Origin of the sequence: Olsenella intestinalis (genome assembly GCF_023276655.1) — a bacterium.
GTDB classification, from domain to species: Bacteria; Actinomycetota; Coriobacteriia; order Coriobacteriales; family Atopobiaceae; genus Olsenella_J; species Olsenella_J intestinalis.
Window position 1 is genome coordinate 690,057 of sequence record NZ_JALGRK010000002.1, and the last position, 16,121, is coordinate 706,177.

The window sequence follows — 16,121 nt, forward strand, 5'->3', positions numbered from 1 at the left end:
CTAGGATACGGCCGCGACTGGACAGTAATTCCGTGCGGCTCGATGGGCGTGACGGACTGCGTCTACGAGTCGTCGCCGGGCGCGTCCAGGCGCGCGAGCACGGTCCGGTAGCCGCCCGCCTCGCCGTTCAGGCACTTGGAGACGCGGCTCACCGTGGTCGACGACGCGCCGGTCGCACTCGAGACGTCCACGTAGGAGGCGCCGTCGGCGAGAAGGCGCGCGACCTCGAGGCGCTGCGCGAGGTCGTCGAGCTCGCGCGGGCTCAGGATGTCGACGAGAAACGCGCGGGCCTCGGCCTCGTCGGAGAGGGTGGCGATCGCGGCGCAGAGGCGCTCGACCTCTTGCTCTAGGTTGTGATTCGCCTTGCGCATGCGGCGGGTTCCCTCCGTCTCGGGACGTATGCTCTTCTCACCCACTTTAGCGCATTAAATCGCTCGGGACGGGCAGGCGGACGACGTGCGGCGTACAATGGCTTACGTTCGAGTCTCCGCTGACTGGAGGAGCACATGAGGTTCATCGCAAGCTGGATCGCCTGCGCCGTCGCCACGATGGTGGCCGTCGCGCTGGTGCCCGGGATCGAGGCCGTCGGCGGGACCTACGCCGGGCCCATCATGTGCGCGCTGGCGCTCGCCCTGGTGAACGCCACGCTCAAGCCGATCACGCGCGCGCTGTCGCTGCCGCTGACGGTGATCACGTTCGGCCTGTTCCTCATCGTGGTGAACGCGCTCATGCTCGAGGTCGCGAGCTGGCTGTCGCGAAACATCTTCCACGCGGGCATCTCCATCGACTCGTTCGGCGCAGCGCTCGTCGGCTCGATCGTCATCTCGATCGTCATGGCGATCATGAACGCGTTTCTGGGCGTCGACGACTAGCGGGCGCGAGGCTGGCTCTTCTCGACCGAGGGGTCGGTCGTGACGTCCTCGATGAGGATGGTTTCATCTGTTGATTGGGCCGTGGGCTGTCCTGCGGCGTCGACCTCTGGGTGGGCAGACTCCCGGGACGCGGCGTCCTTCTCGCCTCTCCTGAGCACCGAGCCCGCGGCCTGCGCCGCGCCAGCGGCCGCATGCTGCGCGCCGTGCACCGCACCCTTGACTGCGGAGCCGATCGCCGCGGCGACCGAGCCCGTCGTCGAGCTCACGCCCGCGCCCACGAGCCCCATGACCACGGACTTGGTGGTCTCGCTCGCACCCGCTGCCGCCGCGGCCACACGCTGGAGGTTGGCGGGCGTCGTGAGGTCGGAGAGGCTCGTCGCGCCACCGGCCCCCAGGATGTCGAAGAGCTCTGTCGTGAAGGCCGCGCGCTGGTCGAGGTCGAGGGCGGAGAGCCACGCCGCGAGCGCGTCGTCGAGACGGCGCGCGGCCGGGTCGAGTCCGCCGGCGAGCACGAGGGCGTCGCGGTCGACCTGCCAGGTCATGGGGTCGTGCTGCATCATCGCGTCGGCCGAGCTCACAACGTGGCGGCGCGGCGTGTCCGCGCGGTCGAAGAGCTGGCCGACCACGCTGTAGGCAGGCTGCACGCGCCGGAAGCGGCTGCCGATGGCGTCGAGGGGGCCACGGGCCATGACGGCGGGGTCCATGCCGGGTCCGTCGAAGCTCCAGACGCGCACGACGCCGTCGAGCAGGCGCTCTTCTGCGGCCGCGACGGCAAAGGCCGCGAGGTTGCCGCCCTTGGAGTGGCCGCCCACGAGCACGGTGTGGCCCTGGTCGAGGATGCGCTCGAGGTAGGCGCGGGCGCGCTCCTGGGCCTCGGTCACCTCGAAGCTCAGCATGAGGTCCTCGCGCCAGCCGGTGAGTGTGAGGTCGGTGCCGCGGAAGGACACGAAGGCGTCGGCCGGCGCGCAGGCTCCGAGGTCGACCGTGAGGGCGGCGAACTGGAGCGAGCGGGCGTCGTCGACGACGTCGACGTAGTCGCGCATGGCAAGGCGGCCGAAGCGGCGGGACGCGGCAAGCGCACGCAGGAACGACTCGTCGATCGAGGCGAGCGAGCGCACGTAGGGCGCAAGGTCGCCCGCGGCCTGGTCGAGCAGGGCCTCGCAGGCGTCACGCAGGGTGATGACGTTGTCTCCAGAGGGGACGATGCCCGTGAAGTCGAGGTAGGAGAGGGTCGCCAGGATGAGGGCGTCCACCTCGTTGAAGGGGCGCTCCACGAAGCTGAGGTCGCCCCTCCACGAAAGATAGTCGACGACGGTCGCCATGCTCTTCTCCCCCACTCGAGTGCCTTGAATAGTGGCATGGTAGCGCAGCAGACGACCGGCGCTGCGAGCCGGCGCCGACGCGAAACAAAGGGGCGACGCGATCGCTCGCGCCGCCCCCGGGAGGCTTTGTGTGCCGGGCCTACGCCATGATCTTGCGGAAGAGCTCCACGACCTGCTCGTGCGTGGCCTCGCGCGGGTTGCCCGGGTAGCAGGCGTCGTTGAGCGCGTCGGTCGCGAGCTGGTCGAGGTCGGACTCGACCAGGCCGTCGCAGGTGGCGGGGATGTTGACGTCGGCGGAGAGCTGCTTGACGGCGGCGATCGCGGCGTCGGCGGCCTCGTCCTCACTCATGCCTGCGGTGTCGACGCCCATGGCGACGGCGACCTCGGCGAGGCGCTTGGCGACGACCGGCTTGTTGAACTCCATGGCGATCGGCAGCAGCATGGCGCAGGCGACGCCGTGGGGCGTGTCGTAGTGCGCGGAGAGCGTGTGCGCCATGGCGTGGTCGATGCCGAGGCCGACGTTGGAGAAGCCCATGCCGGCGACGTACTGGCCGAGCGCCATCCCCTCGCGGCCGGACGCGGGCTGGCCGCTCTTGGCCTCGGCGAAGGCGTCACGCAGGTTGGACGAGATGAGCTCGATGGCCTTGAAGTGGAACATGTCGGAGAGCTCCCAGGCGCCGCGGGTGGTGTAGCCCTCGATGGCGTGGGTGAGCGCGTCCATTCCGGTGGCGGCGGTCAGGCCGGCGGGCATGGAGGCCATCATGTCGGGGTCGACGACGGCGACGTCGGGGATGTCATTGGTGTCGACGCAGACGAACTTGCGGACCTTGTCGGGGTCGGTGATGACGTAGTTGATCGTGACCTCTGCAGCGGTGCCGGCAGTGGTGGGGACGGCGATGGTGAACGTCGCGTGGTTCTTGGTGTCGGCGACGCCCTCGAGGGAGACGACGTCGGCGAACTCGGGGTTCTCGACGATGATGCCGATGGCCTTGGCGGTGTCCATGGACGAGCCGCCGCCGATGGTGACGATCATGTCGGCGCCGGACTCCTTGAAGGCGGTGACGCCGTCCTGCACGTTCTTGATCGTGGGGTTGGGCTTGATCTCGGAATAGAGGCTCCAGGCGATGCCGGCCTCGTCGAGGAGGTCGGTCACCTTGGCGGTGACGCCGAACTTCACGAGGTCGGGGTCGGAGCAGACGAAGGCCTTCTTGAAGCCGCGACGGGCGATCTCGCCGGGGATCTCCTTAATCGCGCCGGAGCCGTGATAGGAGATGTTGTTGAGGACGAAGCGGTTAGCCATGCTTACCTCCAGGGTCGAGAATGCGTGCTTCGCACGATTACCGCGAACAGTATGGCAATCTAAACAAACTAAATCCGTTCAATCACTCGTTTAATCAGTGAACGGAGAAAAGCGAGCTGAGGGGTATAAAACGTCTCTAAAGTCGGTATAATACGCTCTTCTCGCCCGCGCAAGAGAAAGGCGCCCGCCCCTGCTCGGGACGGGCGCCTCGTCGTAGGCGCTGTGCTATGCGCGGACCCTTACAGGGGCGAGCCGCAGCTGGAGTAGCCGTAGAGGGCGCCGGCGTTGTAGCGCACGCCCATGCCGGGCTGCATGGCCTCGATGACGGCGCCGTTGCCGACGTAGATGCCGACGTGGCCAGGGGTCCAGCAGATGTCGCCGGGGACGGCCTGGGAGACGGGCTTGTTGCAGTAGGCGGCCTGGGAGCCGGAGCTGTGGCCGAGGCCGATGCCCGCGGCGGCGTAGCAGTACTTGACGAGGCCGGAGCAGTCGAAGGCGCCGGGCGTCTCGCCACCCCAGACGTACTCGCTGCCGATCTGGGCGTAGGCGGTCGCGACGACGACGGAGCGCCAGCCCTCGTCGACCTCGCCGCCATCGTAGGAGCCGCCGCCGTCGTAGGAGCCGCCACCATCATAGGAGCCGCCCTCGTCGCCACCGCCGTAGTTGCCGCCACCGTTGTCCTGGGCGGCAGCCTGCGCGGCGGCCATGGACTGGGCCTGGGCCGCAGCGGCGGCCTCGGCAGCAGCAGCGGCCTCGGCGGCGCGCTTGGCCTCGAGGGCCTCCTTCACCTGGGCGTCAAGGCCGTTGACGTAGTTCTGGGCCTCGGCGGCCTGGGCGGAGAGGGAGGCCTGCTGGCTCTCCTGGGCGGACGCGAGCTCCTCCTGCTCGTCCTTCTCGCGCTCGAGCGAGGACTTGGACTCGTCAAGCTCGTTGCGCAGGGTCTTGACGCGGGAGATCGCCTCGGCGTCACTCTGGCTGACCTTGGTCGCATAGTAGATGTTGCTCGTGAGCTCGTCGAAGGAGCTGGAGCTCAGGATCAGCGAGAGGAGCGAGGTGGGGCCGCTCTTGTAGTTGGCTGCCACGTGGTCGGCGAGGATGCCCTGGGCCTGCTTGAGGTCCTTCTCCTGCTGCTCGATCTTGGTGTCGAGCTCGGAGATCTTGGACTTGGTGTCCTCGAGGCGGACGCGCGTGTCGTTGAGCTGCTCGGAGATGGACTCAGCCTGCTGGTAGAGAGAGTTGAGCCTGGCGTTGGCGGCGTCGAGCTGCGACTGGAGGTCGCTGGCCTCGTCAGCGTAGGCAACGCTGGAGAGCATAGGCGCGGTCGCGCCAGAGAAAGCGAGCGTCGCGGAGAGCGCCGCTGCAATGGCTTGCTTTGCCTTGTTCTGCATCGGTTTCCTCGATTTCTTCGATAGGTTGCGTTTGCATAGGCTGTTACATAATAGCATCTGTTACCCGGCTCGCGAACTTTACAGACTTGCGGATGTCTCCGCTGGTAGCAAGTTCACGGTTTCTGGACATGTGTGCGGAGCCTGTGAGCGAGGGCTGATGTGCGTGCGCGTTCCAATGGCGTCAGGCGCCCTGGGCGTCGAGGCGCTCCCTCAAGAGGGCCGAGAAGAGCTTGGGGTTTCCTGCCGCACCGGCCTCGCGCATGCACTGGCCTATGAGGTGGCCCACGACCTTCGTGTTGCCCGCGCGGTACTGGGCGACCTGGTCTTCCGAGCGCGCGAGGACGTCGTCGACGACGGAGGCAAGCTCCTCTCGGTCGCTGTTCTGCCTGAGGCCGTGGGCGTCCACGTATCGTGCGGGGTCCTCCCCCGTCGGCGCGACGGCGTCGATGACGTCGCGTGCCTGGGCGAAGGTCAGGGCCTCGTCGTGCAGGAGCTGTGCGATGGAGCGCACCTGCGCGGCGGCGAGGCAGCCGTGCGCGGGGCGCAGGTTGACGATGACGTTGGCGACCGTGGTCGCGAGGTCGCGCGCAGGGGTCGCGGGCGCCTCGGGGGTCGCGGGCGTTTCGGGGGTCACGGCGAGGGCGGCCTCGAAGAGGGACGCGAGGGCTGGGTCGGCCGCGATCATGCGGGCCTCGCGGCGCCTGAGGCCGAGCTGCGAGACGTAGCGCGCGCTCTTCTCGGCGGGAAGCTCGGGAAGGGAGGCGCGAAGGCGTTCGACGACGTCGTCGGAGATGAGGATGGGCGGCAGGTCGGGATCCGGGAAGAGGCGGTAGTCGTCGAAGGCCTCCTTGGTGCGCAGGGCGATCGTGCGGCGGGACGTGGGCTCCCAGTGGCGCGTCTGCTGGCGGACGGCCTTGCCGGCGTCGAGCAGCGCGGCCTGGCGGCGGACCTCGAAGGCGAGGGCGTCGTGGAGGGACTTGAGGGAATTGAGGTTCTTCATCTCGCACTTGGTGCCGAGCTCGGGCGCGTGCGCGCGGGCGAGGCTCACGTTGGCGTCGACGCGCAGGGAGCCGGCCTCGAGCGAGCAGTCGGAGACGCCGAGGGCGAGCAGGGTCTGGCGCAGGTGCTCGACGAGGCGGCGGGCCTCGGCGGGGGTGCGCAGGTCGGGCTCGCAGACGAGCTCCATGAGCGGCGTGCCGGCGCGGTTGTAGTCGATGAGCGAGTGCGTGGCGCCGGCGATGCGGCCCTCGGCGCCGCCGACGTGGACCATCTTGGCGGCGTCCTCCTCGAGGTGGATGCGGCGGATGCGGATCCGTGTGACGTAGCCGCCGTCGGGGGCCGGGCGCAGCGTGGGCGCGTCGGGGCGCTCGCGGGCGGTCTCGGCGTCGAGCTCGACCTCGACGCTGCCGCCCATGCAGATCGCGACGGGGCCCTGCGTGGTCTGGAAGTTCTTGGCCATGTCGGGATAGAAGTAGTGCTTGCGCCAGAAGGTCGAGCGGCGCTCGACGGCGCAGCCGAGGGCCAGGCCCGTGCGCGCCACGGCGAGTACGGCCTCGCGGTTCGCCACGGGAAGGGCGCCGGGAAGCCCCAGGCAGACGGGGCAGACGTGGGTGTTGGGCTCGGCGTTGCGCGAGAGGGTGCAGCCGCAGAGGAGCTTGGTCTCAAGCGACGTGAGCTCGACGTGGACCTCGAGCCCGATCGAGGCCTGCCAGCGGGAGAGTATGTCCTGGATGCGCTCGCTCATGCGGGGAGCTCCCCTCCCCTGCCGAGGAAGGCGGGTGCGACGGGCGCGGGTTCGGCCGAGGCGGAGGCGCCATGTCCGCGCTCGAGGGCGGCCGCGACGCCGAGGAGGCGTGCGTCGTCGTGGCAGGCACCGATGAGCTGGGCCGAGACGGGCAGGCCCGATTGGGGCCCGAGGCCGAGCGGGACGGAGATCGCGGGGTTGCCGGCGAGGTTGCAGCCGACCGTGAAGAGGTCGGAGGCGTACATGCGCACCGGGTCGGAGCGCTCGCCAAAGCCGAAGGCGCAGGTGGGGCTTGCGGGCGCGAGGATCGCGTCGCAACGCGAAAGGGCACGGGAGAGGTCTGCCGCGATGGACCGGCGGATGCGCTGGGCCTGGGTGAAGTAGCGCTCGTAGGCGTCGGAGGAAAGCAGGTAGGCGCCGAGCAGCTGGCGCCGGCGGGCCTCGGCCCCGAAGCCGGCCGCGCGGGTGCGGGAGGTCTGCTCGGCGAGCGTGGGGGCGCCTACCTGCGCGCCGAAGCGCACGCCGTCGAAGCGCGCGAGGTTGGAGAAGGCCTCGCAGGAGGCGATCGCATAGTAGGCCGCGATGGCGGCGTCCGCGTGGGGAAGGTCGAGCTCGACGAAGGTCGCGCCCTGGTCTGCCAGGACGTGCCTGGCGTGCGAGAGCGCGCTCTTCTCGTCGGCGTCGAGACCCTCGGCCTCGAGGAGGCGCGGGACGAGGCCGATGGTCAGGGGCTCGGGCGCGTCGGCGGCAGGGCCGAGGTGCGCGAGGAAGTCGCGCGGGGCGCCGGTGGTCGTCGCGTCGAGGGGGTCGGGGCCGCCTCCGGCGAGGGCCTGCAGGCAGAGCGCCGCGTCGCGCACGGTGCGCGCGAGCGGGCCGACCTGGTCGAGCGAGGAGCCGAACGCCACGAGGCCGTAGCGGCTCACGGTGCCGTAGCTGGGCTTCATTCCGACGACGCCGCAGAGGCTCGCGGGCTGGCGGATCGAGCCGCCGGTGTCGGAGCCGAGTGCGAGGGTCGCCTCGCCGGCCGCGACGGCCGCGGCCGAGCCGCCCGAGGAGCCGCCGGGGACGCGGGCGAGGTCCCAGGGGTTGCGCGTGGGGCCGAAGGCGGAGGCCTCGCAGGAGCTGCCGAAGGCGAACTCGTCCATGTTGGTCTTGCCGAGCGGGACGGCGCCGGCGGCGAGCATGCGACTGACGGCGGTTGCCGTGAACTGCGAGGCGTAGCCCTCGAGCATGCGCGAGCCGCAGGTCGTGTGGGTGCCCTCGAGCTGAAGGTTGTCCTTGATGGCGAAGGGCACGCCCGCGAGCGGCCCGAGGGGCTCGCCGGCGGCGCGGCGCTCGTCCACGCGGCGCGCGGCCTCGAGCGCGAGGTCGGGCGTGACCTCGAGGTAGGCGTGCAGGTCGGCGTCGCGCGCGGAGATCGCGTCGAGGGCGGCGGTGGCGACCTCGACGGCCGAGAGGGCTCCCTCGGCGATCGCGGAGGCGACGCCTGCGGCCGTGAGCTGGTCGACGCTTGCCATCAGGCGCCGCCCTGGCCGTCGTCGAGGATCCGGGGAATGCGGAAGCTCTGCCCCTCGGTTGTGGACGCGGCGCCGAGGGCGACGTCCGGGGCGAGGCAGCGCCCGGGGTCGGGCACGTCGGGCGCGAGCGTGGAGAGGGGCTCGGGGCATGGGGCGGCGTCGCCTTGGGGCGCGGCGTCGGGGACGGGGGCGGGCTCTTCTCGGCCGGCGTCTGCGAGGAGGTGCGGGTCGAGCATCGCGAGGGCGTCGTCGAGGTAGTCGCGCATGGAGACGAGCTCGGCGGCGTCGAGGTCGATGCGGGCGTAGGCCGCGATGTGGGCGACCTCGTCGAGCGAGAGCGACACGTGACTCACCTCCCCTGTCGGCGCGGCGCGGCCGCGCGGTGCCGGGCACGCGGTCCCGGCTGATGCCTAGGCAAGCATTCTAGGGCAATGCCCTAGCGGGTGCGGTCGCGCATGAGCAGCGCCCAGCGGCGCACGGGCGGGACCAGGGCGAGGAGCTGCACGACGGCGAGCGAGACGCAGCAGACCGCGGGGATGCCGGCGAGCAGGAGCGTGAGGTCGTGCGAGAGCGAGTTGACGCCCTCGGGGTGGATGCCGAAGCGGCGGACCAGCGTGAAGAGGCCGCCGATGACCCAAAGGTGGGTGACGTAGACGCCGAAGGAGCGCTCGGAGACCCAGGCCAGGGCGGAGGCGGCGCGCGGCGACTGGATGCGTCGGCCGAGGCTGAGCAGCAGCAGGAACAGCAGGACCGAGGAGGCGACCACGAGGACGAAGTCGTAGTCGTTCAGGACCGCGCGACCCGAGAGGATGAGCCTCGTGTTGAGGAGGCTGTGCGCGGCGACGGAGGCGACGAGGCCGAGGGCCAGGGGCGCGGGGCGCAGGCGGTCGCGCAGGGTGCGCGCGGCGTAGCCGACGACGAGGAAGAGCAGCCAGGCGCTGTGGCCCCAGACCGAGGCGGAGAAGACGCTCATCTCGAGCACGGGCGCGAGCGGGATGAGCGACGGGCGCAGCGACGCCTGTGCCGCCACGAGGCTGGGGACGAGAGTGCCGCAGGCGACGAGGCAGACGCCAAGAAGGACGCGATACGGGCCGCGGAGCTTCTGCAGGGCCCAGGAGACGACGGGGATGCCGAGGTAGAGCGCCAGAGACATGTGCAGGTACCAGAGGGCGTTGCCGGTCGGCCCGAGGAAGAGGGCCGCATGCAGGGCCTCGACGGGGTCGGTGGGCAGGCCGTTGGCGCCGGGCAGCAGCGCCGGCACGTTGTTGCCGAGCACGCACCACAGCGCGTTCCAGATCTCGAAGGCGACGAGCATGCCGAGGAGGTTGCGCTTGAGGAAGTGCGCGAGCGTGGCGTCGTCGTAGGTGCGGCCGAGCATGAGGTAGCCCGTGAGCATCACGAAGAGCGGCACGCCCAGGAATCCCAGCGACGTGCAGACGCTGAGGGCAGCGGGGTGGTGGGACATGACCAGGGGGCCGAAGTGGCACAGGACCACGAGCACCATGGCCACGGCGCGCACGAGGTCGAGGGACGCGTCGCGGGCGCGGGGGCGGCTCTTCTCGGCGGCGGCCGTGGTCGCCAGCTCGTCGCCTTGCGTTTCGGAACCTGTGGTCACTGCTCGCATCAAGACCTCCCAGACCCTGCGAGACCGACAGCGCGACGTTTGCCTCGGCGCGCTACCCTAGTGGGGCGGGCGTGCGCCCGCGTGCGTGGGTGCCCATGATACACAGCGACCGCACGCGCGCGACATGCTCACGGAAACAGCGAAAACGACGCAGAGGGAGAGCGGGATGCACACGATCGTGGCGAGCGACATGGACGAGACGTTCCTCGATCACACGCACGCCGTGCCGCAGGCCAACGTCGACGCGGTGCGCGAGCTGCGCGAGCGGGGCGTGCTCTTCGTGCCGGCGTCGGGCCGCGCGTACGGCTCGATCCTCGCCTCGCTCTCCCCCATCCGCGACCTGCTCGAGGGTTCCTACGTCATCAGCTACAACGGCGGTTGCATCCATCGCGTGGGTGAGAAGAGCCCGCTTGCCCAGTCCGAGCTCTCCCGCAGCGACGCGGAGCGGCTCCTGGCGCTCGGCCGAGCGGCGGGCTTCGGCGCCCATGCGTACACCATGGACGGCACCTGCTGGGGCTGGGGCCTCGTCGAGGCGGAGCGCCGCTACCTGCGCGGCCACATGGAGATCTGCGACGCGCCCGAGGAGGGCATGGCCTTCCTCGGCGACGCGAAGGTCGCGAAGGTGCTCTTCGTCGACCCGGACGGACTCGAGCGCCTGCGCGGCCTGCTCGAGCGCATGAGGGCCGCCGACGCCGACCTCGTCTCAAGGACGGAGTGGACCTTCTCGTCCAACCGCTACCTCGAGTTCAACCCCGCCGGCGTCAACAAGGGTCACGGCCTGCGCAGGTTGGCGTCCGCCCTCGGGATCGACATGGCCGACACCGTCGCGGTGGGCGACTCCGCGAACGACCTCGTCATGATCGCGGCCGCGGGCCTGGGCGTGGCCGTCGCCAACGCGACGCCCGAGGTCGCCGCCGCGGCCGACGTGCGCCTCGACGCCACCTGCGACGACGGCGCGATCGCCGAGGTCGCACACATGCTCGCGCACGAGTAGCGCCCCGCCGGCCACCCCCGCCGGACGCACCCGCACGACGCATACATATTTGTTGTGCCGACGTTGAAGTCGCGCCCCCGTCGGGGTAAAATCCCCCTTCGTAGGTAGGAATATATCCGGGCACACGGCAACGATCGTCTACCCCGCATGCGTCTTCGCAGGTAGACCGCCCATTTGCCCGCCCGGCAAAATCGCGGCGCACGCGCGCCGCACGCAAGAGAGAGGCGCCATGTCACAGTTGCTCAGCATCACCGGGCTCTCGGCCGGGACCGAGGACAAGCCCATCCTCCACGACATCGACCTGACCATCGGCGCGGGCGAGACCCACGTCCTCATGGGCCCCAACGGCGCCGGCAAGTCGACGCTCGGCCACGTCATCATGGGCGACCCCGCCTACCAGGTGACGTCGGGCACCATCGCCTTCGACGGCCAGGACCTCACCGAGAAGGGCGCCGACAAGCGCTCCCTGGCCGGCATCTTCCTCTCCTACCAGGCGCCCGTCGAGGTCCCCGGCGTGCCCCTCTACAGCTTCCTGCGCACGATCTGCCAGATGCGCCCCGAGCTCAAGACCACCGCGCGCAAGTTCCGCCAGCGCGTCGCCGAGGTCTCCGAGCAGCTCGAGATCGACGACTCCTTCCTCACGCGCGAGCTCAACGTCGGCTTCTCCGGCGGCGAGAAGAAGAAGATCGAGATGCTGCAGCTCCTGCTGCTCCGTCCGAAGCTCGCCATCCTCGACGAGACCGACTCCGGCCTCGACGTCGACGCCCTCTCCGTCGTCTCCCGCGCGGTCGAGGCCTACCGCGCCGACTGCGACGGCGCCCTGCTCATGATCACGCACAACACCCGCATCCTCGAGCGCCTGACCGTCGACGAGACCCACGTCATGGTCCACGGCAACCTCGTCGAGTCCGGCCCCGCCTCCCTCATCGACGAGATCGACGAGCACGGCTTCGGCCGCTTCGAGGGCGCCCTGGGCGAGAAGAGCGAGGCGTAGCGTGGCCGACATCAAAGACACCACCGCGGGCCTCGGCGCGTCGCAACCCGCGTCCACCGAGCCCCGCGTCGACGAGAAGGGCCGCTCCGTCGTCGACGACGTGAACCGCTCCCTCTACGACTTCACCAAGTCCGAGGAGGGCTACGAGCGCTACGCCGACGGCCTCACCCCCGAGATCGTGCGCGCCATCTCCGCCAAGAAGAGCGAGCCGGAGTGGATGCTCGAGATGCGCCTCAAGGCCCTCGAGACCTACCACGAGATGGAGATGCCCGCCAACTGGGGCCCCTCCATCGACGGCCTCGACCTCAACAACATCTCGACCTTCGTCAGCCCCAAGGCCAAGCAGGCCAGGGACTGGAACGACGTCCCCGACGACATCAAGGACACCTTCGAGCGCCTCGGCATCCCGCAGGCGGAGCGCGAGAGCCTCGCCGGCGTGGGCGCCCAGTACGACTCCGAGATCGTCTACCACAACATGCGCGAGGAGGTCGCCAAGTACGGCGTCGTCTACACCACGATCGAGGACGCCCTGCTCGACCCCGAGTGGGAGCCCGTCGTGCGCGAGTACTTCGGCACGCTCATCCCCATGCTCGACCACAAGTTCGCGGCGCTGCACTACGCCGTCTGGTCCGGCGGCTCGTTCGTCTACGTCCCCAAGGGCGTGACCGTCGAGTACCCGCTGCAGAGCTACTTCCGCCTCAACGCGCAGGGCGCCGGCCAGTTCGAGCACACCCTCATCATCGTCGACGAGGGCGCTGACCTGCACTTCATCGAGGGCTGCTCCGCGCCCAAGTACTACGACGCCAACCTGCACGCCGGCGCCGTCGAGCTCTTCGTGAAGGACGGCGCGCGCCTGCGCTACTCCACGATCGAGAACTGGTCGAAGAACATGTTCAACCTCAACACCAAGCGCGCCCGCGTCGCCTCCGACGCGCGCATGGAGTGGGTCTCGGGCTCCTTCGGCAGCCACGTCTCGTACCTCTACCCCACCACGATCCTCAAGGGCGACCGCTCGACCTGCGACTTCACCGGCATCACCTTCGCCGGCGCCACGCAGGACCTCGACACCGGCTGCAAGGTCGTCCTCTCCGGCGCCGACACCACGGCCTCGGTCGAGACCAAGTCCATCTCCAAGGACGGCGGCCTCAACACCTTCCGCAGCTCCATCGTCGTCGGCCGCCACGCCGAGCGCGCCCGCGCAACGGTCTCGTGCCAGTCGCTCATGCTCGACGACATCAGCCGCTCTGACACCATCCCTGCGATGGACGTCCGCTGCGCCACGGCCCAGGTCGGCCACGAGGCCACGATCGGCCGCATCTCCGACGACACGATCCTCTACCTCATGAGCCGCGGCTGCTCCGAGGCCGAGGCGCGCTCCATGGTCGTCAACGGGTTCGCGAACCCCGTCTCCAAGGAGCTGCCCCTCGAGTACGCCGTCGAGATGAACAACCTCATCAAGCTCGAGATGGAAGGGGCGATCGGATAATGGCCGCCGAGAAGAGCACACCCATGGACCGCGCCGCCTCGGCGAGCGACGCCCTCACGCTGTCGCACGTCAACACGCCCCCGGCCCAGACCTGGAACTACCTGCGCATCAACGACGTCTCCTTCGACGTGCCGGCACCCTCGCCCTCAAGCACCGGCGCCGCCTTCAACCGCCTGCCCCAGATCCTCTCCAAGGTCGAGACTGGCCTCGGCGACGAGGCCGTCGACTGGGTCGGCCGCATGGCCGACGGCGCGACCTACGTCGAGGTCCCCGCGCACACCCGCCGCGAGGAGCCCGTCCTCGTCGCCGTCGACGACGGGCACCCCTTCGCGAGCGCCGGCGTCATCGTCCGCGAGGGCGCCTCGGCCACCATCTGCGTGAGCGCCTCGGCAACCCAGGGCTCCCCCACCGAGAAGGGCGCCAGCGCCCCCACCACCGGCTCGGCCCTGCGCGTCATCTGCGAGCGCGGCGCCTCCGTCGAGATCGTCGAGATCGTCGCCTCCGCGGCCGGCCGCCAGCACCTCGAGGCCATCGGCGTCGACTGCGCCGAGCACGCCAGCGCCGTCGTACGCCAGTACGCCCTCGGCGGTGCCAAGGTCGCCATGGGACTCGCCGCCAACCTCGCCGGCAGCTCCGCCCACGTCGAGCTCACGAACCGCTACGTCGTGAGGAACGCCGACCTTCTCGACGTCAACCACGTCGTGCGCCAGCGCGGCCGAAACACCACGAGCGACCTCTCCGCGACGGGCGTCCTGCTCGACGACGCGACCAAGACCATGCGCGAGACCATCGACCTCATCCACGGCGCGAAGAACTCCCGCGGCAACGAGCTCGAGTGCGTGCTGGTCTGCGGCGACGGCGTCACCAACAAGACGCTGCCCACCATCCTCTGCGACGAGGAGGACGTCCAGGGCAACCACGGCGCCACCATCGGCACCATCAGCCCCGAGCAGCTTGCCTACCTGGCCTGCCGCGGCCTCTCCGAGTCCGACGTCGAGGCGCTCTTCAGCCGCGCCATCTTCGACGACGCCCTGGCCCACGCCCCCGAGGCGACCTCGCGCCAGGCCGTCGTCAGCCGCGCGACCTCGATCTTCGGCGACGCCTTCGCCGAGGAGGCCGCAGCCGGCCCCGCCGCAACCACCGACACGAACGTCGAAAGGTAGACGATGCTCACAGACCCCCAGCTCGCGGCCATCGCCGAGAGCCCCTACAAGGCTGACTTCCCGCTTCTGGTCCAAAACCCCCAGATCGCGTTTCTCGACAGCGCCGCCACGGCCCAGCGCCCCGCGGCCGTCCTCGACGCGCAGCGCACCTTCTACGAGACCATGAACGCCAACCCGCTTCGCGGCCTCTACCGCCTCTCGGTGGCCGCCACCTCGGCGATCGAGGACGCGCGCGGGCGCATAGCGCGCTTCATCGGCGCGATCGACGAGAAGGGCGAGCCCCAGGCCAGCCAGATCGTCTTCACGCGCAACACCTCCGAGTCGCTCAACCTCGTCGCCAACACGCTCGGCCGCCAGGTCGTGCTCGGCGAGGGCGACGAGGTCGTCATCTCGATCATGGAGCACCACTCCAACCTCATCCCCTGGCAGCAGCTCTGCCGCGAGACGGGCGCCCGTCTCGTCTACCTGCGCATGGACGAGGACTTCCGCATCACCCAGCAGGAGATCGACGAGAAGATCGGCCCCAAGGCCAAGATCGTCTCGGTGACGCACGTCTCCAACGTGCTCGGCGTCGAGAACGACGTCGCCGCCATCGCGCGCCGCGCCCACGAGATGGGCGCCTACATGGTCGTCGACGGCGCCCAGTCGGTCCCCCACATCGGCGTCGACGTGCGCGAGCTCGACTGCGACCTTCTCGCCTTCTCGGCCCACAAGCTCGGCGGCCCCATGGGCATCGGCGTCCTCTGGGGCAAGGCCGACGTCCTCGATGCCATGCCGCCCTTCCTCACCGGCGGCGAGATGATCGACTCCGTGACCGAGACCGACGCGGTCTGGGCCCCCGTGCCGCAGAAGTTCGAGGCCGGCACCCAGGACGCCGCGGGCTCCTTCGCCACCGACGCCGCCATCGCCTACCTCGAGTCCCTCGGCATGGAGGCCGTCGAGGGTCGCGAGCGCGCGCTCGCGACCTACCTCACCGACTCGCTGGCTGCCCTCGACTTCGTCGACGTCATCGGCCCCACCGACGGCAGCCGCCACATCGGCGCCGTCTCCTTCGACGTCCACGGGGTTCACCCCCACGACGTCAGCTCGATCCTCGACGCCTCCGACGTGTGCATCCGTGCGGGCCACCACTGCGCCCAGCCGCTGCTCACCGAGCTCGGCTACCAAAGCACGTGCCGCGCGAGCGTCGCCTTCTACAACGACAAGGCCGACGTCGACCGCCTGGTCGAGGGCCTCAAGATGGTTTGGCAGGTGTTCAATGGACGCTAACACCCACGCCGGCGTGCCCGGCCTCTACAACCCCCAGTTCATGGACCACGTCTCGCACCCCGACTACCGCTACGTGCTCGAGGACGCGACCCATACCCACGAGGGCGTCAACCCCTCCTGCGGCGACGAGCTCACCTTCTACGTGCGCATCGGCGACGACGGGACCATCGAGGAGGCCTCCTACCAGGGCCACGGCTGCGCCATCAGCCAGGCCTCGGCCGACATGATGAGCGACCTCATGGTCGACAAGACCCCCGAGGAGGCCCGCACGCTCTGCCGCACCTTCATGGGCATGGTCCGCGGCGAGGAGACCGACGCCGAGAAGATCGCATCCCTCGAGGACGCCGCCATGCTCAAGGACATCTCCCACATGCCCGCGCGCGTCAAGTGCGCCGAGCTCGCCTGGCGCACCCTCGACGAGATGCTCGCCGAGACCCAGGAGTAGCAC

Annotated in this window: 15 protein-coding genes; 7 read left to right on the forward strand and 8 right to left on the reverse strand. The window is 69.9% G+C overall.

The window, feature by feature from the left end; genetic code table 11:
• Positions 1-62 precede the first annotated feature (62 nt).
• Positions 63-371 carry a YerC/YecD family TrpR-related protein gene (locus tag M5D76_RS07705; RefSeq protein ID WP_248922803.1) on the reverse strand — a complete coding sequence of 103 codons (309 nt, stop codon included), beginning with the start codon at positions 369-371 and terminating at the stop codon, positions 63-65.
• Between the two features lie 135 nt (positions 372-506).
• Here M5D76_RS07705 and M5D76_RS07710 point away from each other — a divergent pair, with 135 nt between their 5' ends.
• Positions 507-872, forward strand: a complete 366-nt coding sequence (locus M5D76_RS07710; RefSeq protein WP_248922804.1) for a phage holin family protein — start codon at positions 507-509, stop codon at positions 870-872.
• Here M5D76_RS07710 and M5D76_RS07715 read toward each other — a convergent pair.
• From M5D76_RS07715 to M5D76_RS07745, 7 genes are all read right to left on the reverse strand, one after another.
• On the reverse strand, positions 869-2,194 hold the full coding sequence (locus M5D76_RS07715; RefSeq protein WP_248922805.1) for an Mbeg1-like protein: 1,326 nt from the start codon (positions 2,192-2,194) through the stop codon (positions 869-871). The genes M5D76_RS07710 and M5D76_RS07715 overlap by 4 nt on opposite strands.
• Before the next feature lie 139 nt (positions 2,195-2,333).
• The gene (gene fucO / locus M5D76_RS07720; protein WP_248922806.1) at positions 2,334-3,494 is read right to left on the reverse strand and encodes a lactaldehyde reductase; all 1,161 of its coding nucleotides are present in this window, start codon (positions 3,492-3,494) and stop codon (positions 2,334-2,336) included.
• A gap of 239 nt (positions 3,495-3,733) precedes the next feature.
• Entirely contained in the window at positions 3,734-4,882 is a 1,149-nt protein-coding gene (locus M5D76_RS07725) for a C40 family peptidase (protein WP_248922807.1), read from the reverse strand.
• Positions 4,883-5,063: 181 nt separating this feature from the next.
• Positions 5,064-6,626, reverse strand: a complete 1,563-nt coding sequence (gene gatB / locus M5D76_RS07730; protein ID WP_248922808.1) for an Asp-tRNA(Asn)/Glu-tRNA(Gln) amidotransferase subunit GatB — start codon at positions 6,624-6,626, stop codon at positions 5,064-5,066.
• Complete coding sequence (gene gatA / locus M5D76_RS07735) at positions 6,623-8,143, reverse strand: Asp-tRNA(Asn)/Glu-tRNA(Gln) amidotransferase subunit GatA (protein WP_248922809.1); 1,521 nt, start codon at positions 8,141-8,143, stop codon at positions 6,623-6,625. Before gatA ends, gatB begins: the two co-directional genes overlap by 4 nt.
• Complete coding sequence (locus tag M5D76_RS07740) at positions 8,143-8,487, reverse strand: Asp-tRNA(Asn)/Glu-tRNA(Gln) amidotransferase subunit GatC (RefSeq protein WP_248922810.1); 345 nt, start codon at positions 8,485-8,487, stop codon at positions 8,143-8,145. Before M5D76_RS07740 ends, gatA begins: the two co-directional genes overlap by 1 nt.
• 92 nt (positions 8,488-8,579) lie before the next feature.
• Positions 8,580-9,767 (reverse strand): acyltransferase, encoded by a 1,188-nt coding sequence (locus tag M5D76_RS07745; protein WP_248922811.1) that lies wholly within the window; start codon positions 9,765-9,767, stop codon positions 8,580-8,582.
• Between the two features lie 166 nt (positions 9,768-9,933).
• Between M5D76_RS07745 and M5D76_RS07750 the strand changes: the two genes are divergently transcribed.
• The 6 genes from M5D76_RS07750 (at position 9,934) to sufU (ending at position 16,118) form a co-directional block, all read left to right on the forward strand.
• The gene (locus M5D76_RS07750) at positions 9,934-10,761 is read left to right on the forward strand and encodes a Cof-type HAD-IIB family hydrolase (protein WP_283102123.1); all 828 of its coding nucleotides are present in this window, start codon (positions 9,934-9,936) and stop codon (positions 10,759-10,761) included.
• A gap of 229 nt (positions 10,762-10,990) precedes the next feature.
• Positions 10,991-11,755 carry a Fe-S cluster assembly ATPase SufC gene (gene sufC / locus M5D76_RS07755; RefSeq protein WP_248922812.1) on the forward strand — a complete coding sequence of 255 codons (765 nt, stop codon included), beginning with the start codon at positions 10,991-10,993 and terminating at the stop codon, positions 11,753-11,755.
• Positions 11,756-11,855: 100 nt separating this feature from the next.
• Complete coding sequence (sufB, locus tag M5D76_RS07760; protein ID WP_248923072.1) at positions 11,856-13,241, forward strand: Fe-S cluster assembly protein SufB; 1,386 nt, start codon at positions 11,856-11,858, stop codon at positions 13,239-13,241.
• Positions 13,241-14,404, forward strand: coding sequence for a SufB/SufD family protein (locus M5D76_RS07765; RefSeq protein ID WP_248922813.1), 1,164 nt, complete (start codon positions 13,241-13,243; stop codon positions 14,402-14,404). The genes sufB and M5D76_RS07765 overlap by 1 nt, the downstream gene beginning before the upstream one ends.
• A 3-nt stretch (positions 14,405-14,407) precedes the next feature.
• Positions 14,408-15,673: an aminotransferase class V-fold PLP-dependent enzyme gene (locus M5D76_RS07770; RefSeq protein ID WP_248922814.1), complete on the forward strand. Its 1,266-nt coding sequence runs from the start codon at positions 14,408-14,410 to the stop codon at positions 15,671-15,673.
• Positions 15,663-16,118, forward strand: a complete 456-nt coding sequence (gene sufU, locus M5D76_RS07775) for a Fe-S cluster assembly sulfur transfer protein SufU (RefSeq protein WP_248922815.1) — start codon at positions 15,663-15,665, stop codon at positions 16,116-16,118. The genes M5D76_RS07770 and sufU overlap by 11 nt, the downstream gene beginning before the upstream one ends.
• Positions 16,119-16,121: the final 3 nt, after the last annotated feature.